This is a genomic window from Methylobacterium durans (assembly GCF_003173715.1).
GTDB lineage: Bacteria > Pseudomonadota > Alphaproteobacteria > Rhizobiales > Beijerinckiaceae > Methylobacterium > Methylobacterium durans.
The window spans coordinates 4,588,271-4,607,379 of record NZ_CP029550.1 but is presented as its reverse complement, the minus strand read 5'-3'; the positions used below and the strand labels follow the sequence as shown (position 1 = coordinate 4,607,379).

The 19,109-nt window shown below is 72.7% G+C and carries 16 protein-coding genes and 1 pseudogene; 9 read left to right on the top strand and 8 right to left on the bottom strand.

Annotated elements, in window-relative coordinates; genetic code table 11:
* Positions 1–39 precede the first annotated feature (39 nt).
* The 9 genes from DK389_RS21150 to DK389_RS21110 all read left to right on the top strand — a co-directional run bounded on the left by DK389_RS21150 (position 40) and on the right by DK389_RS21110 (position 10,310).
* Positions 40–330, top strand: coding sequence for a copper-binding protein (locus tag DK389_RS21150; protein WP_109892544.1), 291 nt, complete (start codon positions 40–42; stop codon positions 328–330).
* A 74-nt stretch (positions 331–404) separates the two neighbouring features.
* Complete coding sequence (locus DK389_RS21145; RefSeq protein ID WP_109892542.1) at positions 405–1,112, top strand: copper-binding protein; 708 nt, start codon at positions 405–407, stop codon at positions 1,110–1,112.
* Positions 1,109–1,849 carry a lytic transglycosylase domain-containing protein gene (locus DK389_RS21140; protein ID WP_162560750.1) on the top strand — a complete coding sequence of 247 codons (741 nt, stop codon included), beginning with the start codon at positions 1,109–1,111 and terminating at the stop codon, positions 1,847–1,849. Before DK389_RS21145 ends, DK389_RS21140 begins: the two co-directional genes overlap by 4 nt.
* 171 nt (positions 1,850–2,020) lie before the next feature.
* Positions 2,021–4,384: a heavy metal translocating P-type ATPase gene (locus DK389_RS21135; RefSeq protein WP_109892540.1), complete on the top strand. Its 2,364-nt coding sequence runs from the start codon at positions 2,021–2,023 to the stop codon at positions 4,382–4,384.
* A 156-nt stretch (positions 4,385–4,540) separates the two neighbouring features.
* Positions 4,541–5,371 carry an aminoglycoside adenylyltransferase domain-containing protein gene (locus tag DK389_RS21130; RefSeq protein WP_109892538.1) on the top strand — a complete coding sequence of 277 codons (831 nt, stop codon included), beginning with the start codon at positions 4,541–4,543 and terminating at the stop codon, positions 5,369–5,371.
* A gap of 178 nt (positions 5,372–5,549) precedes the next feature.
* Positions 5,550–5,786, top strand: a complete 237-nt coding sequence (locus DK389_RS21125; RefSeq protein WP_109892536.1) for a DUF6894 family protein — start codon at positions 5,550–5,552, stop codon at positions 5,784–5,786.
* A 323-nt stretch (positions 5,787–6,109) separates the two neighbouring features.
* Positions 6,110–7,414, top strand: coding sequence for an ABC transporter ATP-binding protein (locus DK389_RS21120; protein WP_109892534.1), 1,305 nt, complete (start codon positions 6,110–6,112; stop codon positions 7,412–7,414).
* A gap of 565 nt (positions 7,415–7,979) precedes the next feature.
* Positions 7,980–8,900 (top strand): hypothetical protein, encoded by a 921-nt coding sequence (locus DK389_RS21115; protein ID WP_109892532.1) that lies wholly within the window; start codon positions 7,980–7,982, stop codon positions 8,898–8,900.
* Between the two features lie 6 nt (positions 8,901–8,906).
* Positions 8,907–10,310, top strand: coding sequence for an FAD-binding protein (locus DK389_RS21110; RefSeq protein WP_236960216.1), 1,404 nt, complete (start codon positions 8,907–8,909; stop codon positions 10,308–10,310).
* 241 nt (positions 10,311–10,551) lie between these two features.
* Here DK389_RS21110 and DK389_RS21105 read toward each other — a convergent pair whose 3' ends face one another.
* The 8 genes and pseudogenes from DK389_RS21105 to DK389_RS21070 form a co-directional block, all read right to left on the bottom strand.
* Positions 10,552–11,274 (bottom strand): GNAT family N-acetyltransferase, encoded by a 723-nt coding sequence (locus tag DK389_RS21105; protein ID WP_109892530.1) that lies wholly within the window; start codon positions 11,272–11,274, stop codon positions 10,552–10,554.
* A 226-nt stretch (positions 11,275–11,500) separates the two neighbouring features.
* The gene (locus tag DK389_RS21100) at positions 11,501–12,955 is read right to left on the bottom strand and encodes an NADH-quinone oxidoreductase subunit N (RefSeq protein WP_109892528.1); all 1,455 of its coding nucleotides are present in this window, start codon (positions 12,953–12,955) and stop codon (positions 11,501–11,503) included.
* A complete protein-coding gene (locus DK389_RS21095) occupies positions 12,952–14,430 on the bottom strand; it encodes a complex I subunit 4 family protein (RefSeq protein WP_109892526.1) in 1,479 nt (492 codons plus the stop codon). Before DK389_RS21095 ends, DK389_RS21100 begins: the two co-directional genes overlap by 4 nt.
* Before the next feature lie 703 nt (positions 14,431–15,133).
* Positions 15,134–16,300, bottom strand: a pseudogene (locus DK389_RS34410) (NADH-quinone oxidoreductase subunit 5 family protein); the annotation flags it as partial.
* Positions 16,297–16,608: an NADH-quinone oxidoreductase subunit NuoK gene (gene nuoK / locus DK389_RS21085; RefSeq protein ID WP_109892524.1), complete on the bottom strand. Its 312-nt coding sequence runs from the start codon at positions 16,606–16,608 to the stop codon at positions 16,297–16,299. The pseudogene DK389_RS34410 and the gene nuoK, both read right to left, overlap by 4 nt.
* Positions 16,605–17,591: an NADH-quinone oxidoreductase subunit J family protein gene (locus DK389_RS21080; RefSeq protein WP_109892522.1), complete on the bottom strand. Its 987-nt coding sequence runs from the start codon at positions 17,589–17,591 to the stop codon at positions 16,605–16,607. Before DK389_RS21080 ends, nuoK begins: the two co-directional genes overlap by 4 nt.
* The gene (locus DK389_RS21075) at positions 17,588–18,493 is read right to left on the bottom strand and encodes a complex I subunit 1 family protein (RefSeq protein ID WP_109892520.1); all 906 of its coding nucleotides are present in this window, start codon (positions 18,491–18,493) and stop codon (positions 17,588–17,590) included. The genes DK389_RS21080 and DK389_RS21075 overlap by 4 nt, the downstream gene beginning before the upstream one ends.
* Positions 18,484–18,828 carry an NADH-quinone oxidoreductase subunit A gene (locus DK389_RS21070; RefSeq protein ID WP_109892518.1) on the bottom strand — a complete coding sequence of 115 codons (345 nt, stop codon included), beginning with the start codon at positions 18,826–18,828 and terminating at the stop codon, positions 18,484–18,486. Before DK389_RS21070 ends, DK389_RS21075 begins: the two co-directional genes overlap by 10 nt.
* Positions 18,829–19,109: the final 281 nt, after the last annotated feature.

The window sequence follows — 19,109 nt, the reverse complement described above, 5'->3', positions numbered from 1 at the left end:
GCGCCCGCGCGGCGGTTCATCATCGCACAGGAGAAAACCATGAGGCGCATTGGCCCCCTAGCAGTCCTGTCGGCAGCGCTGCTCGCCGTGGCGGCCCCGGCCTGGGCCGAGTCCGTCAAGGGCACGGTCACGCAGATCGACCCGGCTGCCGGCAAGGTCACGCTCGACCACGCCGCGATTCCGAAGCTCGGCATGGACGCCATGACGATGGCCTACAAGGTCCGGGATCCCGCCGCGCTCCAGGCCTTGAAGTCCGGCGACAAGGTCGAGTTCGAGGCCGCCGACGTGGGCGGCCAGTACACCGTCACGAAGATCCGGAAGGCCAAGTAGGGCAACCGACCGGGCCCGTCGTGCGGACCTGCCCGATCCTGCGCGACGGCTCCCGCTCCGCGGAGGGACAACACATGCGACGCCTCATCCTGACCGCCGCCCTGGCGGCAATCCTCGCCGGGTCCGGGCCCGGCGCGGTCCTGGCCCAACCGGCGAAGGGCGCTCCGGCGGCCTTGGAGCGCGTGCGCGAGGTCATGGCGGACCGTTTCAGGACCCTCAAGCTGACGGGCGACCCGGACCGGGACTTCGCCGAGCTCCTGATCGCCAGCTACGAGCAGTCCCTGTTTCTCGCGAAGGCGCAGCTCGACTACGGCGGTGACCGCCAGTTGCGCGACGTCGCCCAGAAGATCCAGGACGAGCAGCAGCAGAAGATCGACACGCTCCGGGAATGGCAGGTCCGGAGCCGGCAGCCGGATTACCGGGCGCAACCGAACCAGACCCCCTCCGGCGAGGGGCCGCTGGACCGCCAGGCCCAGGCAGGTCCGTCCGCGCAGGCGACCGCGCCGTCCGCGGCGCCTGCCCCGGTGAAGGCCCCGGCATCGCCGCCGCCGGCCAACACGCCGCTGGTGGCCGGGACGGTGCAGAAGCTCGATGAGGCCGCCGGCAAGGTCACCCTGGATCATGAGCGGATCCCCAATATCGACATGGACGCGATGACGATGGCCTACCGCGTCGCGGACCCCGCGGCCCTGAAGGGGCTCAAGGCCGGGGACCGGGTCCGGTTTTCGGCCGACCGGGTGAACGGGCAGATCGCCGTCACCCGGATCCAGAAGGCCAGATGAGCGCCCGGTCCGAGCACCAGCGCGCGGCGGAGGCCGGACGCCTCGTCGCCTTCGTCTGCGCGGTCGTCCCCAGCCTCGCCCACGCCGCACCGACGGGCGGGGACGGCGCAGTCGCCGCGCCGCCTCCTCCGGCCGAGGTGTCCCCGCCCGCGCAGGCGTCCCGGGCGGACCCGTCCGGCTACAAGGACGTGCTCGCCCGCGAGGCGCGGGCCCGGGGCCTGCCGCCCGCGGTCGCCGACGCCGTCGCCTTCGTCGAGAGCGGCTTCAACGCAGGCGCCGTCGGGAGCGTCGGCGAGCTCGGGCTGATGCAGGTCCGACCGGCCACCGCGGTCCTGCTCGGGCATACCGGCCCCGCCGCGGCCCTCCTCGACCCGGCAACCAACGTCCGCTTCGGTGTCGCTTACCTCGCGCGCGCCTGGACGCTCGCAGGGGGCGATCTCTGCCGTGCCCTGATGAAGTACCGCGCCGGGCACGGCGAGGAGCGGATGACCGCGCGCTCCGTCGCGTACTGCCGAAGGGCGCGCGACCGCTTGGCGGCGACCGGCTCGCCGCTGGCCTCCGCCGTTCTGCCCGCGGCGGTGCCGAGCGCCGCGGGCAGCCGCTCCCCAACCGCGCTCGCCGGGCAAACGGGCCGCCAAGCGGTCCTCGCCGCGGCGGCGGCGCGGCTGTGGGCCGAGCATGCCGCCCGCGTCCGCGCCATCGAGGCGAGGACCGACCGCATCATGAGAGGCGGCTGAGGCCGCTCGGGAGACAGGGATAGATCATGCCAGGAGAGCGACTTCCGCTGCGCTGCCCGCCCGGCCCTGCCGCGGCGCCGGCGGCCGACGCCCGCCAGGCCTCGTCCCGAACCCGTCCGGGCCAGACACCGGCCTGCGGCCCGCGCCACTGCCAACGAGGGGGCTGATCCCATGGCCCACACCCACCACGCGCACACCCGTCACCCGCGGCAGGATGATCCCGCATCGTCCGCCAAGGCGCCCGTCCGGGACCCGGTCTGCGGCATGGGCGTGGATCCGGACACGACGCCGCATCATGCCCGGCACGGTGAGACGACCTTTCACTTCTGCTCGGATGGCTGCCGGTCGAAATTCGTGTCCGATCCGGAGCGGTATCTGCGGACCTCGCGCGACACCGCGGTGCCAGCGCCGGCGGCCTCGGGGAGCCTCTACACCTGCCCGATGCACCCCGAGATCCGGCAGGACCGCCCCGGCAGCTGCCCCATCTGCGGCATGGCGCTGGAGCCGCTGACGCCCACGAGCGAGCCCGTCGTGAACGCCGAGCTCAAGGACATGGGCCGGCGCTTCCGGGTCGGCCTCGCGCTCACGCTGCCGGTCTTCGCCCTGGAGATGGGCGGGCACCTGACCGGCCTCGTCGACCGCCTCGGGCTTCAAGCCTCCAACTGGATCCAGTTCACCCTGGCCACCCCGGTGGTGCTCTGGGCCGGCTGGCCGTTCTTCGAGCGGGGCTGGCGCTCGCTCCTCACCCGCCGCCTGAACATGTTCACCCTGATCGCCCTCGGGACCGGCGCGGCCTACCTTTACAGCGTCGTCGCGACGGTCGCGCCGGGTGTTTTCCCGGCGGCCCTGCGTGGCCATGACGGGGCCGTCGCGGCCTACTTCGAGGCGGCCGCGGTGATCACGGTCCTGGTCCTGCTCGGCCAGGTGCTGGAGCTCATGGCGCGGGAGCGCACCTCCGGCGCGATCAAGGCCCTGCTCGACCTCGCCCCGCAGACGGCATCCAGGCTCCGGGACGACGGCTCGGACGAGGAGGTCCTCGTTTCCGAGGTGGCCGTCGGTGACCAACTGCGCGTGCGCCCGGGCGAGAAGGTGCCCGTGGACGGCGAGGTGATCGAGGGGCGCTCGGCGGTCGACGAGGCGATGATCACGGGGGAGCCGCTCCCGGTCGACAAGGAGCGGGGGGCCACGGTCGTCGGGGGAAGCCTCAACACGACCGGCAGCTTCGTCATGCGCGCCGCCCGCGTCGGGTCCGAGACCACCCTGGCCCGCATCGTCGCGATGGTCGCGGAGGCCCAGCGCTCGCGCGCGCCGGTCCAGCGCCTCGTCGACGAGGCCGCCGCATGGTTCGTTCCCGCGGTCGTCGCGGTCGCGGTCCTCGCCTTCGTCGCCTGGATGGCCTTCGGGCCGGAGCCGCGCTTCACGTTCGCGCTGCTCGCGGCCGTCGCCGTGCTGATCATCGCCTGCCCCTGCGCGCTCGGGCTCGCGACCCCGATGTCGATCATGGTCGGCGTCGGCCGCGGCGCCGGGAGCGGGATCCTCATCAAGAACGCCGAGGTCCTGGAGCGCCTGGAAAAGGTCGGCACGCTCATCGTCGACAAGACCGGCACCCTGACCGAAGGCAAGCCGTCGGTCACGGGCGTGGTGTCCGCTCCGGACTTGACCGAAGCGGAGGTGCTGCGGCTCGCCGCTGCCGTGGAGCGCGCCAGCGAGCACCCGCTCGCGCGCGCCATCGTCCGGGCCGCGGACGGGCGCGGCCTGACGGCCGCGTCCGTCACGGACTTCGACGCCCCGACGGGCAAGGGCGCGATGGGCACGGTCGAGGGCCGGCGGGTCACCGTGGGCAACCTCCGATTCCTGGGCGCGCAGGGGATCGACGCAACGGTCCTGGAGCAGGCGGCCGAACGCGCGCGGGGACGGGGGGCGACCGCGGTGTTCGTCGGGGTCGACGGGCACCCGGGCGGCGTCATCGTGTTGGCCGATTCCATCAAGACGTCGACGTTCGAGGCGATGCGCAGGCTGCACGAGGACGGTCTGAGGATCGTCATGCTGACCGGCGACGGCCGGGCGGCCGCGCAGGACGTCGCGCGGCTCCTCGGCATCATGGAAGTCGAAGCCGAGGTCCTTCCCGGGCAGAAGGCCGAGGTGGTGCGGCGCTATCAGGCGGCGGGCCAGGTCGTGGCCATGGCCGGCGACGGCGTCAACGACGCGCCGGCGCTCGCCGCCGCGGACGTCGGCATCGCGATGGGGACCGGCACCGACGTGGCCATCGAAAGCGCCGGCATCACCCTGCTGGGCGGGGATCTCGCCGGCATCGTGCGGGCGCGGCGCCTCTCGCGGGCGACGATGCGCAACATCCGGCAGAACCTGTTCTTCGCGTTCGCCTACAACGCTTTGGGCGTCCCCGTGGCCGCGGGCCTGCTCTATCCCTTCCTCGGCATCCTCCTCTCGCCCGTGATCGCGGCGGCGGCGATGGCGCTCTCCTCGGTCAGCGTGATCGGCAACGCACTGCGCCTGCGCGCGGTGCGCATCGGCTGAGGCGGCCATGCCAAGCCACACCCATCGCGGCGCCCCGGCCCCGCTCCGGGCCGGCCTCCATCGGCAGCGCGGAAGTGCTGCCCTGCGCGCCGGCCGATGGCCGAGGTCCGACCTGCGACACCTGATCCCGGGCTCCAGCAAGGTCCCACGGCGCCCATGACGCTCCACCCCGTCGCCCTCCGCGCCGCGGACGCTTACCTGGCCATGGCCGACGCCGCCGCACCGGGCCTCGTCGAGGCCCTGTATGTCGTCGGGTCGGCCGCGCTGCAGGATTTCCGGCCGGGCCTCAGCGACCTCGACTTCGTGGCGGTGACGTCGGGGCGGATCGGCCCGGCAGCCCTGGCGGCCCTGGCGGACGGCCACGCAGACCTCGCTCGCACCCGGCCGGCGCCGCCGCTCGACGGCATCTACGTGACGTGGGACGAGCTCCGGGCCGGTCCGCTAGAGGTCCCTGAAGGTCCCTGCGTGAGGGAGGGCCGCTTCCTCGCGTCCGGGTGCCACGAGAGACATCCCGCGACCTGGGGCCGGCTCGGCAGCGACGCCGTCACGGTGCGCGGGCCCCTCTGCGCCGGTACGGTGATATGGCGCGACCCGGCACGCCTTGAGCGCTGGGTCCTGGGGACCATCGACGGCTATTGGCAGCCCTGGTTGGCCCGCGGCGCGAGGGCCGTTTCGCGGAGGGGCGTCGTGGCCCTCCGGCCGAGGACCGTCGAGGCGGGCGTGCTCGGCATCTGTCGCCTGCACTACGCCCTCGTCACGGGCCTGGTGCCCTCGAAGAGCGATGCGGGCCTCTACGGGCTCATCACCTTCCCGCGCCAGTGGCACCGCATCATCGACGAGGCGCTGCGCATTCGTCGCGAGCCTGGGTCCGCGTCCTTCTACCGAAACCCGTACGCACGCCGCCGCGAAATGCTGGCCTTCGTCCGGACGGCCGCCGACGACGCGCGCGCGCTCGCTGCCGCGACACGCGTGCGGAGGCCGGCATGAGGCCGATGGGCCTCCCTCGCCGCGGCACGGAAGGCGTGCGGCGGGAGCCGCCGTTCGGAGCGGACCGGCGCCACGGTTTCCACGTACGAGGCGCCCGGCAACCGGTTCCGGGCGCACGCCGGCCGTGCCCGCCGCATCTGCGAGACGGTGCCACTGCCGCAGCGCGAAGGTTCAGCTGATGCCGCGATATTTCCTGGATTTCAGCGACGCCAAGGGGAAAATCGTCGACCGGGAGGGAATCGACCTGGCCGACCGGTCGGCCGCTCGGGCGGAGGTCAACACCACCCTCTCCGAGCTCGCGAGGGACCTGCCGCCCGACGAGGACCGGATGATGCTGGTCGCACGGGTGCGCGACGAGGCCGGCGGCGTCCTGATGATCGCGACGCTGTCCCTCGTCGTGGAGTGGACCACGTAGGCGGACGCGGGGCCCGAGGAGGCCGCCGTTCTCGGCGCGGACGGAAGAGGGCCCGGATCGCATCCAGGGATCGAGGGATGCCGGATTCCCGCGCATCGTCGTTTGCCGCAGCCAGGCCTCGCCCGTCATGGGACGTCCGAAACCCAGCCGCAACGTTCCGGGCCCAAGCCAGGCCCGGCCGCGAAGGTTGCGGGACACGGTGCACAGCCCGGTTCGACCACCCTCCGGCAAGGCTGCACGCATGGGCGGGCGTGTCTGAAGGGGGGCACCCGTAGTGAAGCCTGTCCGGCTCGGCGGAGCCGGCCCCAATCCCGGAGCACCCGTTGTTCACGCCGTCCTTCGTCCACGATCTGGTCCACCGGGTCGGGGGGCTCGACTACCCTCACAGTCACTGGTGGATGGACCTGGTGGCCGTGCTGGCCTTCGTCGTCGCGCCGGCCTGGACGGCTTGGCTCGCCGCCCGGCTCGTCCTGCGGCGGGCACGGCTTCGGCGTCGCAGCCGAGCCCAGGCCTCACGGCGCGACGCCCCGTCCTCGCCCGACCCGCAACCGTCGCCCGTCGATGAGGACGTGTCGCATGGCTGCCGGCTGGAAGCCTACGTCGTACAGGCGACGCTGCGCTTCCAGCTCCGTCTCGTGCTGCTCTCCCTCCTGACGCTCCCGGCGGCGTGGCTCCTCCTCGAAATCCCCAAGCACATCATCAATCACGCGCTTGCCGACACGGACGGCGATGGCCACCCCGGCATGGCCTTCCTGGGCCTCGGCCTCGGACGGGTGGAGCTTCTGTTCGCGCTGTGCGCGAGCTACCTGGGCGTGCTCACGCTGGGCGGGCTTGCCAAGTACGCCGTCAACCAGGCGCGGGGGCGCGTGAACGAACGCCTCGTGCGCCGTCTGCGCCTCGCCATCGTCCGGCGCGCGCGCGGGGAGCAGTCTCCCGAGCAGCGCGCCACGCTCGCCGCCGTCGCCGTGCAGGAGGTCGAGCCCATCGGCTACTTCGGGGGCAGCCTCGTCGTCGTGCCGCTGGTCCAGGGTGGCACGCTCGTGACCAGCGTCGTGTTCCTGCTCTTCCAGAACGCCGCCCTCGCCCTCGCCGCCCTGATCATGCTGCCGGTGCAGCTCAGCATCCTGCCAAGCCTGCAACGGCGGCTGAACGCCAGGGTGCGCGAGAGGGTGCACGGGACACGGGCGTTGGGAGGGCTCCTGACCGCGGCGCGAACCGACCATGCGGCCGAGCCGGGCGAGGCCCCGGACGGCCAGGGTCGGAGACTCCCGCCCCTGCTCCGGCAGATCGGTCAGGCCAAGGACCTTGAGCGGGTCCGCGTCGAGATCAACGACCTCAAAGGCCGGATGAAAGGTCTCTACAACTATACCTCCAACCTGACGCCGTTCTTCTTCTTCTCGCTGGGCGGCTACCTCGTCGTCCAGGGCCGCCTTTCTCTCGGGGCGCTCGTCGCGGCGCTGGCGGCCTACAAGGAGATCGCGCCGGCGCTGCGCGAGTTGTTCGACTTCGCCCAGAGCTGGTCCGACGCCAGCGCGCGCTTCGAGGAGGTCACCAAGGCGCTCGCGCGTGCCGGGCACCCCTCGGAGCGAGGCGCCCCGGCGCCGGGCCGCCAGGTGCAAGCGGCTTGACGTTTTTCCCGCTCCGAATGCGCCCCCCAAGGGGCCGCGTGTCTCGAAGCGACAACCAGCCGCTCGTCGGCCAACGGACGGCACGCCACCTCGCATTCAGGCGTCCCATCCTGGTCTCGCGACCGGGGAAGCGGAAGTTGTCGGCGATCCCGCGCTCGCGAGGGCGGGATCAGCTCGCCCGGCCCGCGAAGGAGTTGGCGAACGCCAAGTCGAGATCGCGCAGGGCCTGCTGCTGGCACGGGACGTGGACGGTTCTGAGCCAGTCGTCATCGGCGCGCGGGCGGCCGGGTCTAGGGCGGCGCGGTGAAGCAGCATAGCAAGAGCCTCCCAGGAATGCGCATGCGCCGAGGAGGGGCAGGATCCCGCACTCACCGGTGCATCGCCGGCCCTGCCCGCGACATATGTGGCGCGGGAGCCTACCGAGGCCGGACGAAGCGCGCTACTATAAGGACTTGCCATCGGCTACCATCAGGTCGACCGGCGAACCTAGGTCGTTATCATGGCTAGTGAGCGCGAACGGGCAGCCACCGAGCGGCCTCGCCGAGAGGACGAGGCTTCCGCAGGCATGTCGGTTTCCGCCCGTCTCGGCCAGTCCACCGCGCTCATGGGCCTGGACCCGGCCCAGGTGCCGTATGCCGGCACGGATCTCCCGGGCCTTCTGCGGCAGGTGAAGGAGGCGATCGACCAGGTCGCCATCCCCCCGTTTCCTCCCTCCTTGAACCCGGCACAGGCGCGAGCGATCCGCGCGGTCGGGGCGCATGAACCCTTGTTCGCGCCCGACCGACGCGAGGCCGACGATGCCGGGTCCGGGCTCCTGGCCGATAGGCTCCTGGATTGGCTGTCTTCGGAGCCCTATGCAGCCGAGCGGCCGACCAAATTCTATCGCCAGCCACCGGAGAGCGCCTTCCAAGCCCAGCAGGGGGGTGGCTCGACGATGCCGACCGCGGCATTGCCCGGCCGTCCTGCGGGCTTGGGTGCCGCCCACGACGGCGCCGCGAGCTCCCTGAGCGTTCTCTCCCTTTCCGAGAACTTGGTGGGCGTCGAGATCGGCTGCCTCTCGGGCCTCGATCCGGAGACAGCCGTCAAGCGGCTCGACGACGCGCGCAGGAGGAGCGCCCTCGTCCGCGAGCTCGGTCAGGAGACCGACGACCGCGCGACACCTCTCTTTGCCATGATCGGCACCGGTCTCGACGCCCCTGGGCAGCGCGACCTGATGGGCGAGGCCTACTATCTGGAGGTCCCGGAGAGCTATTGGGGCTTGGATCCTGCGGGCCGCCGCAACCTAGTCCGGTCCTTCCTCGTCGACCCGAACGAATTCCTTCCGGACGAACCGGCCGAGTTGGCGTCCACGGGGTCCACGCCTTCGACGCCGGACGCCGACAGGGCCGTCTATGCGACGATGCCATTCGAGACGGACCCGGAGGCGGTGGCCGACTGGACCCGCCACATCAGCCTGCCGCTCCGCGCGAAGGACAAGGCCGACTGACGCACCATGGGTTGGGATCCGGTGCTCGCGGCCCACGGTGTCGTGCCGCATTGTTTCGAGGTGGGCGGCGACTTCTCGCCGGCGAGCATCCGCGACCAGATGGTCCGCGCCTACCTGATCGTGGAGCGCGCCATCCGGGCAGGCCTCATCGACGGGGCAGGGCGCGACCTCCTGGTGATCGGCGCCGGCGCCTCCGGCATCACCGCCGCCATTCATGCCGCCGACCGGGGTGTCAGGACCGTCGTGGTGGAACGAGAGCCGGCGGCGTTCGTCCGGCAGCGGTTCTGCTTGACCCGCGACATCGACCCGACCCTCTACGACTGGCCCCTTGCCCACTGGCGTCGCGGGCACTTCCCGTGGTCGGGGCCGCCCATGCCGCTCGGCTGGACGGCGGCGCGTGCGAACGCCATCGCGCTCGGATGGGAGATGCGGCTCCGTGCGGCGCTGACGCGCCACGCGGGACGGCTCGACGTCCGCTACGGTGCGGGCCTGGACCTGCCCATCCCCGGGGCGATGCCCGTCGCGAGCGCGGATGGTTACCTGGATCTCCCTCTCCGCCAGGGAGCGAGCCCCACTGGCTCCGAACGCTTCGGGGCTCTCGTCTCGTGCGTCGGGTTCGGCGGGGAGAGATGCACCGAGGGCGGGTACACCGGATCCCGCTTCTGGGAGAGCGACCAGCTCGAAGCGAGGGATTTGGGCCTGCCGGGCGTCGTCCCCAGGGTCCTGGTCTCGGGCGGCGGCGACGGCGCCCTGCAGGATTTCATCCGCGTCGTGACGGCTATGGGCGCGCGGCAGGTCTACGAGCGATTGTGCAATGCCGGGCAGGCGGTGAGGCGGGCGCTCGACCGGGTCGAGCGCATCGTGCAGGGAGCGGAGGACCAAGCCCAGCGTACGCTGATCTGGAACGTGCTCAGCGCCGACGACGAGAAGGCCATGGCGCAGCTTGAAAGGGCCCACGAGCACGCCATCGCTGGCCTGAGGGCCTCACCGGCTTGGGCGACGGTCGACCTCGTCCTGGCGGGGCTCATCCGGAATCCCATGCCGGCCACCGTGCTCGCGCATGACGGGGCCTGCTTCTCCCGCTGCTACGCCTTGAACCGGTTTCTGGCGCTTCTCCTCCTGCGGCTGGCACAGGAGCGGGGCCTTCCGATCCAGCGACGCCGGCACGTCAGGGTCGCCAGCGTCACGCCGGTCGGGCATGCCGCTTGTGCCAGCGCCGCGAGCTGCCACGGGCTTGAGCACGACGTCGAGTTCGTGCCCGCGCCTGGGGTCCCGGTTGACATCACGGCTGCCACGGACCGGTTCGAGGTGGTTGTGATCCGACATGGACTGTCGGGCCCGCTCAACCTGTTCAAGGACAGGTCGACGGTGAACCGGCGGCATCTGCTTCCCTACCATCTCACGCGGTGACGCGCGGTCGGCGGCGGGCGCTGCCGCGTTCGTCCGCAGACCGACACGACGGGATCCGCGGGGGAAAACCGCTGCCCCACCAGTGCGGCGACCCCGTTGGAACCGCTGCCAAGCCGCGGCCGGCGGCCAGCGAGCCGGTGGCCGGACCGCGTTGCCCGCGCATGGCCCCGGGTTCGGCGCCCTTGGGAGCGGCCGTTCGCAGGCTCGCCGGCGTTCGCGGCGCCACACCGTCCTGCGCGCCTCAAGGACTCGGGCTGCCCAGCCCCTCGCCAGCCACCGCGAAGCCGTCGCCAATGGGCGCGAAGCGCACCCTGCGGAGCAGCCCGAAGGCGTACTGCGTGCAGGTCTCGATCTGCCAGGGCGAGAGGCCGGCCCGTTGCGCGCCCCTCAGCGACGCGATGTTGCGTTGGTCGATGAAGGCCACGACGTAGCGCATGCCACACCCTGCGGCGAATTCGGCCATCCGGGCCGTGACGGCGGACATGATACCCATGCCCCGGTACGCATTCGGGGTATAGGCGCTTTCCAGGAGCCCTTCGTCGAGCGACAGGGCGGGGAGCGCGGCGGCGGTCCGGATCACGTCGCTGTATCCTTCGGTGAGCCACTGGATGTGGCACGGCCGGCCGGTGGTCTCGTCCACGGCGACCATTGCGCGGCTCATCAGGGTGCGCCGGCCCACCATGCCCAGCCGCCATGCGACGTCCGCACGTTCGCGCTCGGCCGCCGTGCCGTCCGCCGCCGGGAACAGGGCGGCCACGTCATCCGGCCGGAGCGCGCGCAGGCTGATCGGGACGTTCGGCCGCGGTCCCGGGAACGGGACCGCCAGATCCCGCCGGAAGCCGATCAGGACCCTCTCGCCGTAGGGCCCCTCCCGGAGCCGGCGCGCCACCTTGGCGCCGAGACCGCCGAGGCGGCCGTTCCTATCCACCCGGAAGCCAGCTCCCCGGCCCGATCCGACGCGCATCGCACAACCTCCCCTCGCTCGAATGGCCTCTTCCGGACCTCGACCGGCCGGAGCCGTCCCCGCTCCCGCGACGCCCGGGAGGGCGGGCACGCGCCGTTACATGGCCCCGGGGCTGCCGGGTGGGCGCGGGTCGAGGGCCGAGCGAGGCCGGGTCGGGTCCGGAGACCCTGGGCCGGCGGTTTCCACGACGATGCCGCTGGAGCGTCCCCGCCTGCATCGCGTTCGGCTATCGCAGGAGCGTCGCGCCGAGCTGCGCGACGCCGCGCAGCAGGCTCGGCGCGATGCCGAAGGCCAGCGTTCCCGCCGAGCACAGGCCGAGCGCCCAGGCGTAACCTGCGCCGGGCGCCCCCGCCTCGGGGCGTTCCGGCTCCCGGAAGTACATCTCGGCGATGACGGCGACATAGTAGGCGAGCGCCACCGCCATGTTGGCCGCCGCGAGCACGGCGAGCCAGGCGAGGTCGCCGTCGATGGCGGCCAGCAGCAGGAACACCTTGCCGGCGAAGCCCGCCAACGGCGGGACGCCGGCCAGCGACAGGAGGGCGAGGGTCAGCGCCGCCGCCGACCACGGCGCGCGCCGACCGAGGCCGCGCACCGCGGCGAGGCCGTCGCTGGCGGACATGCGCTGGACCTGCGCGATCACCGTGAACGCCGCCAGGTTCATCAGGAGATAGGCCACGACATAGTACCCAATGGCCGGCAGCGCCTGGGGGACGCGATCGGCGACCGCGACCGCCATCAGCATGTAGCCAGCCTGGGCGATGCTGGAATAGGCCAGCAGCCGCTTCAGGCTTGCCTGGCGGAGCGCCACCAAATTGCCGAAGGTCATCGTCGCAGCCGCCATGAGCGCGAGCACGGTCGGCCACGCGGCGAGACCGTTCGGCATCGCCTCCAGCAGAAGGCGGAGGAGGCCGGCGAAGGCGGCCACCTTCGGCACGACCGAGACGAAGCCGGAGACCGGCGCCGTGCCGCCCTGGAACACGTCGGGGGCCCAGACGTGGAACGGCACCAGCGTCATCTCGAAGCCGTAGCCGACGACGACCAGGCCGAAGGCCAACGCGACCCAGGCCCGGTCGGCGCCGGCCAGCCCCGCGCCGATGGTTCGCAGGTTCAGGCTGCCGGTAAGGCCGAACAGGAAGGTCAACCCGTAGGCCATCACCGCCAGCGCGGCGGCGCCGTAGAGGAAATACTTGAGCGTCGCCTCCTGGGCCGGCCCGTCGCTCCGGACGAGCAGCACGAGCAGGTAGGCGGGCAAGCTCACCATCTGCAGGAACAGGACGATCAGGCCGAGGTCGGTGGCCGCCGCGAGCCCCAGGCCCCCGACGGTCGCCATGAGGAGCGCGACCGGATGGTGCGGCTCCTGCTCACTCGCCCGGAAGTGGGAGGCGAGCGACAGCAAGCTCACCACGGCGCCGGCCTCGATGACGAGTTGGTAGAAGGCCCGGAACGGGTCGACGGCGTAGGTGCCGCAGAAGGCGTCGCGCGGCGTGGCCGTCAGCATGGGCAGGGTCAGGCCCATCGCGGCGAGGAGGGCGAGCAACGCCAGCGCGGCAGGAAGGCGGCGCCACCGGCCCCGGGCCCAGCCGGCGACCGGGACCAGGGCCAGGGCGGTTCCGGCCAGGACCATCTCGGGCGCGACCGCCCCGAGATCCATGCAGCCGCCCATCGCCGAGCCGCCGGTCACGGCAGGTGCGCCAGCGCGGCGGTCGTGCCGTCGAGCAGCGCGACGAGCGTGGCCGGCAGGATCCCGATCCCGACCGACAGGGCCGCGAGCGCGCCCGCCGACCAGGCTTCGCCCGCCGTCAGGGGTGGCAGGGCCGGCGCATCCGCCGGCGGCCGCCCCATCAGCAGGCCGGTCACCAGCCGAAGGTAGACCGCGGTCGTGACGACGAGCGCGAGGACGGCCAACCCGGCGACCCAGGCGGAGAGCTGCAGGGCGGCGCCGACGGCCTGGAACTCGGCGATGAAGCCGGACAGGCCCGGGAGCCCGAGGGAGCCGAAGGCGAGCAGGCCGAACAGGCCGCTGAAGACCGGCATCGGGCCCATCAGGCCGCCGAAGCGGCCGATCTCCCGCGTCCCAGTGCGGTGCTGGAGCATGCCCACCAGCAGGAACATGCCGCCCGTCAGCAGGCCGTGGCTGACCATCTGGACGGCGGCGCCGTTGAGCGCCAGCCGGCGCACCCCCTCGTTGTCGGCCAGCGCCGCCACCGCGACGCCGAGCGTGACGAAGCCCATGTGGTTGACCGAGGTGTAGGCGACGAGCCGCTTCATGTCGGACTGCGCCAGCGCCGCCAGCGCGCCGTAGAGGAGCGACACCAGGGCCAGGGCGACCAGGAGCCAGCCGAACCGGGCGACGGTCTCCGGCAGGGCGGGCAGCAGCACGGCGAGCATGCCATAGCCGCCCATCTTCAGCTGAAGCCCGGCCAGAACGACGCTGCCCTCGGTCGGGGCCTCGACGTGGGCGTCGGGCAGCCAATTGTGCAGCGGCACGATCGGGAGCTTGACCCCGAACCCGAGGAGAAGCGCCAGGAAGACGAGGCCGCCCGCGAGCGGGGTCCGGTCCAGCGGCCGCGCCTGGACGATGGCCGACAGCGAGAAGGTGTGCGGCTCCATGGCGAGGTAGAGGGCGAGGAAGCCCAGCAGCATGGCGAGGCTCCCGGCGCGGGTGTAGAGGAAGAACTTGAGCGCGGCGTAACCCCGTCGCTCCCCGCCCCAGATGCCGACGATGAAGTACATCGGCACCAGGCCGACCTCGAAGAACAGGTAGAACAGCAGCAGGTCCTGGGCCGCGAACAGGCCGATCAGCCCGGTCGCGAGCAGGAGGAAGAGGAAGGCGTGGGCGTGCGCCCGGTCGTGCCCGGGGAGCACGTAGGCCATCACGACCGTGAGGAGGACCGCGGTGAGCAGGATCAGCGCCAGGGAGAGGCCGCCGACGCCGATGTCGTAGCTCGCGCCGAGCGATGGGATCCACGGGAGCGTCTGCCGCCACTGCAGGCCGTCGGCGGCCGGGTCGAACCCCACCCAGAGGATGACGGCCGCGCCCAGCGTCAGCGTGGCCCCCGCCAGCGCGGCCCGGCGGACGAGGTCCGGACGCCCGCGCGGCAGCGCCAGCACGGCGAGTCCGGTGAGGAGCGGCAGGAAGATGGTCACCGTCAGCATCGCGGCCGTTCCCTTCAGGGCCAGAGCATGAGCGCGCCGGCGGCGAGCGCCGCCGCGGTCCAGGCGAACAGGCCGAGCGTGTAGAGGTAGAGGCGGCCGGCCTGCAGGGCGCGGAGCCGCTCGCCCCGCCGGCGAGCCCGGCGGCGAGGCGGTCGCCGCCGCGCCCGAAGACGCCTGCCTCGATGCGCCCGGCCCCCTCGGCGGCTCGCCAGGATCCCCGGGCGACGGCGCGAGCGCCGGCGTCGAGCGCACCCTCGATTGCCGGGATCGTCCGGGCGAGCCGCATGGTCCAGCGTGCCGGCGCCACGGTGGCCGCCGCCAGCCCGGCGGCGAGCCGTGTCGGGAAGGTGCCGAGGGCGGGCGCCCCGCCCCATCCCCGGGCCGCACCGATGCCGAGGCCGAGGATCCCGGCGGCGATGCCGAGATTCCGCCAACCGGTCTCCGCTCCGGGCCCCGCGGCGAACGGCAAGACGGCACCGAACCGGCCGGCCAGCAGCCAGCCGAGACCCGCGGCGGCCAGCGCCAGCCCGCCCATGCCGGCGCCCATCGCCGATCCGCTTGCGCCGGCGTCGGCAGGCGCGCGGCCCCTGCCCTGGCCGAGGAAGGTCGCGGCCCCCGCGCGGCCGATGTAGACGCCCCCGAGGAAGACGAGCAGCACGACCAGGGCCCCCGCCCCCGGCCCGTGCCGCGACGCGACGGCGAGGACCGCGTCCTCGCTCCAGTACCCGGACAGGGGCGGCACGCCGGCCAGCGCCAGGGCCGCGACGAGGAAGGCGGCCCCGGTCAGGGGGAGCGGGCGAACGAGGCCGCCGAGCCGGTCGAGGGCGCGCGTGCCCGTCCGCTCCTGCACGACGCCGGCGGCGAGGAACAGGGTCGACTTGAAGGCCGCGTGGGCCGCGAGGTGGAGCGTAGCCGCGCGCGGCCCGCCCAGGCCGAGCGCGACCATCATCTCGCCGAGCTGCGAGCAGGTGGACCAGGCGAGCACCCGCTTAAGGTCCGTCTCGGCGGTGGCGATGAGTCCGGCGGCCAGGGCCGTGACGGCCCCGGTCCAGAACAGCGCGTCGAGCGCGAAGGGCGCCGCCGCGAAGACTGGATACAGGCGCAGCACGAGGAACACGCCGGCGGCGACCATGGTGGCGGAGTGCAGCAGGGCCGAGACAGGGGTCGGTCCGACCATCGCGTCGGGCAACCAGGCGGAGAACGGCAACTGAGCGCTCTTGCCGGCCGCGCCGGCCAGCATGAGGAGCGCGATCAGGGTGACCGCGCCGGGGGCGATCCCGCCGCCCTCGACGGCGCCGACGAGAGCCTCGATGTCGCAGCTTCCGACGAGGCCGAGCGCCAGGAGCCAGCCGAGCAGGAGGCCGACGTCGCCGGTCCGGGTCATCAGGAACGCCTTGGCGGCGGCCCCCGCGGCACCGGGCGCGGCATGGTCGAAGCCGATCAGGAGGAACGAGGCCAACCCGACCAGCTCCCAGGCCGCGAACAGGAGCGCGAGGGAGTTCGACAGCACGAGGGTCAGCATGGCGCCGATGAAGAGGCCGAGCTCGGCGAAGAAGCGGGGCCGGTCGGCCCGACCGGCCATGTACCCGAGGCTGTACAAGCCGACGCACAGCGCGATGCCGGCGACGGTCATCGCGACGAAGCACGTGAGCGGCGTCGCCGCGAGCCCGACCGTGAGGCGATAGCCGCCGCTCTCGAACCAGGTCGCCGACAGCGACGTGCCGCCCGGGACCAGCGCCAGCCCGGCCAGGGACAGGGCGACGGCGCCGACCACGAGCTCACCCCCGCCCCAGGGCAGGCGCCGGCCGAGCCCGAGAGCGGCCGCGGCCGCGAGGAGCGGCAGGAGCGGGACGGCGAGAAGCGGGATCATCGCTTCAGGTCGGCGTAGGCGTCGACCTCGGCCGTTCGGCGCTGCCGATAGAGCAGCAGGACGAGGGCGAGCCCAATGGCCATCTCGACGGCGCCCACCGTGACGATCAGGATGGCGAAGATCTGCGCGGAGTAGTCGCCCGGCGCGGTGAAGCGCCAGAACGCGACGACGTTCAGGCCGATGGCGTTGAGGAGCACCTCGACCCCCATCAGGACCATCACGGCCGAGCGCTGGGCCACCACGGTGTAGAGGCCGATGGCGAACAGGAGCGCGCCGACGACGAGGTACGCGGTCAGCGGGACGGTCATGCCGTATCTCCCCCGTGCTGGTGGTGCGCCTCGTGCGGGTCCGCGTGCCCGGCCGGCCGGTCCGGCCCCGCGAGGGAGGCGAGGCGGTCGCCCCGGACCGGCTCCGGCTTGGCATCGACCGCGACCCTGGCGGCGCGCGAGGCGTCGTCCGGGTAGGCCGAGGGCCGGGCGAGCAGCACCGCGCCGAAGATGCCGATCAGGATCAGGAAGCCGGCGCCTTCGAAGGCGACCATGTACTTGTCCATCAGGAGGTGGCCGACCCGGCGCGCCGAGTCCGGGTCCGGTACCGCGGCGGACACCGGCCAGGCCGGCCGCAGGATGAGCATGCCCACGAGCACGACCCCGATCCCGAGGGCGAGCCAGGCCGCCAGCGGGCGCACGGGCGTCACCATCGACATGTCCATCCCACCCATGTCCATGCCGCCGTGGCCGCCGCCTTGCGCGTGCTCGTGGGAAGCATGTCCGTGCTGATGGGCCGCGTGCCCGACCTGGGCGTCCTGCGGCATGGCTTTGGCCGCTTCGTCGTGCGCGTGGGCCTGCTCAGCCTGCGCCTCGCCGCCCTGCCGGGGCTCGTGCGGCTCGGCGTGGCCCTCGCGCCCCGCGGCGGTGGCTTGGCCGCTGGCTTCGCCGTGCCCGTGGCCGCCCCGCCCGGCATCCGGAGGCTGGCGCGGGACGAGCCCCTTGCTGAACCAGCGCTCCAGCGGGGCCAAGTCCATGCCGGCCATCATCGCCCCGCCGGGGTCGTGCATGACCAGCACCATGAACAGGATCATGACGAGGAAGCCGCCGATGTACATCATCACCTGGAGCAGCCCGATCAGGTCGGCGGACAGGAGGATGAACAGCCCGGCGACGCCGATGAAGGAGGCCATCAGGAAGATGCCCGAGCGGAACATGCTCATGGTCGTGGTCATCCCGAGCGCACCCGCGACGGCGACGAAGGCCGAGATGCCGAAGGCGGTGAGCTCGAAGGCCGCGGTCATGTCCGCGGTCCCACGCCGAGGAGGATCAGGCCGCCGACGAGGAGCACGTTGAGGAGGCCTGCCGGGATCAGGACCTTCCAGGACAGCGCCAGCATCCCGGCCGTCGAGAGCGGCCGGACACAGCGCCCGAGCCCCAGCATCAGCGCCATCAGGGCGTAGGTCTTGGCCAGCATCCAGGCCCAGCCCGGGAGCCACGGCCCAGACGGACCGCCGAGGTAGAGCACCGCCCCGATCGCCGCGACGACGAGGAGCACCCCGGCGAGCGCGAGACGCCACAGGAGGGCGGACCAGCCGCCGGCCGCGCCGAGCACGCCACCGCCGATGGAGCCCGCGAACGGCTCCAGGAACGGGGCGCGGTAGGACTGCATCAGCCCCGTGACGAGGTAGAGGAGGAAGCCTAAGGGTTGCAGGACGACGAACCAGAGGTCCCGCTGCGCCTCGACGACGGCGACGGTCGACAGCGAGCGGGCCATCATGACCACGCCGACATAGGCCAGCCCGAGCGGCACGACGTAGGCGACGAGCTGGGCGACGATGCGGTAGCAGGCCTCCACGGCGTCGGGGGTGTTGGCGCCCCAGCCGGCGAGCGCCAGGCCGAGCACGACGAAGTCGACGACCACGATGACGTAGAAGAGTCCGATCCCGAGGTCCCGGCCGATCAGCCCGGGCCCGAACGGCATGACCACCATGGCGAGCGCGACCCCCGCGAGCGCCACCACGGGCCCAGCCGGCAGGAGCCATCGGTCGGCGTTCGGCAGGTCGAGGCCGCCGCGGAGATAGGCGCCGCGCGCCGGGCCGGCCTCCCAGCCCGGATGGGCGAAGAGGCGCTCGACGACCCAAGTCAGGCCGGCGCCGACAATCAGGGCGGCGAGGACCGCCGCGGCGCTCCCGACTATTCCCACCGGAGACCGCCCATGCCCCAGGCGTAGGCGATGCCCGCCGAGAGGAGCGCGATGAAGACCAGCATGTCGAGGAAGGCGCTCACGCCGATGTCGGCGAAGACGACCGCCCACGGATACATGAAGATCATCTCCATATCGAACGCGAGGAAGATCAGGGCGTAGACCGGGTAGCCGAAGCGATACTGCGCCCACGCGCCGGTGGCCGGCACCGTGCGCTTCGGGCGCCGGGCGAACGCGGCGAGAGCCAGCAGCGAGAGGCCGAGCGTCATCAGCAGCACCAGCGCCACGAAACCGTAATCCCCGAGCACCGGTCCGGCCGACGGGCTAACCTGCATCCGCGGTCCTCCTGGCACCGCACCCCGCTGCCACGTGGTGCACCGTGCCGCTCCACACCCTGGAAATCGCGGCACGCGCGGCCGGACAGTTCTGGCTTATACCCCTCATGGGTACGCTGGCCAACTCGCGAGCCGCTGCGAAGTTTCTCCGATCCACGACGGGTTCGGCTGGCGGTGTCCGGCGCGTTGGCAAGCAGTGCTCGGTCGGCGCGCCCCCCGCCGGTCACGCGTCGACGTTGGCTTGCCTTCGAGCCGACCCCGCACGCCGGCCTGACGGAATC

Coding starts and splice junctions, on each gene's coding strand:
- DK389_RS21150 (WP_109892544.1), top strand. CDS start 40: ATGAGGCGCATTGGCCCCCTAGCAGTCCTGTCGGCAGCGCTGCTCGCC.
- DK389_RS21145 (WP_109892542.1), top strand. CDS start 405: ATGCGACGCCTCATCCTGACCGCCGCCCTGGCGGCAATCCTCGCCGGG.
- DK389_RS21140 (WP_162560750.1), top strand. CDS start 1,109: ATGAGCGCCCGGTCCGAGCACCAGCGCGCGGCGGAGGCCGGACGCCTC.
- DK389_RS21135 (WP_109892540.1), top strand. CDS start 2,021: ATGGCCCACACCCACCACGCGCACACCCGTCACCCGCGGCAGGATGAT.
- DK389_RS21130 (WP_109892538.1), top strand. CDS start 4,541: ATGACGCTCCACCCCGTCGCCCTCCGCGCCGCGGACGCTTACCTGGCC.
- DK389_RS21125 (WP_109892536.1), top strand. CDS start 5,550: ATGCCGCGATATTTCCTGGATTTCAGCGACGCCAAGGGGAAAATCGTC.
- DK389_RS21115 (WP_109892532.1), top strand. CDS start 7,980: ATGTCGGTTTCCGCCCGTCTCGGCCAGTCCACCGCGCTCATGGGCCTG.
- DK389_RS21110 (WP_236960216.1), top strand. CDS start 8,907: ATGGGTTGGGATCCGGTGCTCGCGGCCCACGGTGTCGTGCCGCATTGT.
- DK389_RS21105 (WP_109892530.1), bottom strand. CDS start 11,274: ATGCGCGTCGGATCGGGCCGGGGAGCTGGCTTCCGGGTGGATAGGAAC.
- DK389_RS21095 (WP_109892526.1), bottom strand. CDS start 14,430: ATGCTGACGGTGACCATCTTCCTGCCGCTCCTCACCGGACTCGCCGTG.
- nuoK (WP_109892524.1), bottom strand. CDS start 16,608: ATGACCGTCCCGCTGACCGCGTACCTCGTCGTCGGCGCGCTCCTGTTC.
- DK389_RS21080 (WP_109892522.1), bottom strand. CDS start 17,591: ATGACCGCGGCCTTCGAGCTCACCGCCTTCGGCATCTCGGCCTTCGTC.
- DK389_RS21070 (WP_109892518.1), bottom strand. CDS start 18,828: ATGCAGGTTAGCCCGTCGGCCGGACCGGTGCTCGGGGATTACGGTTTC.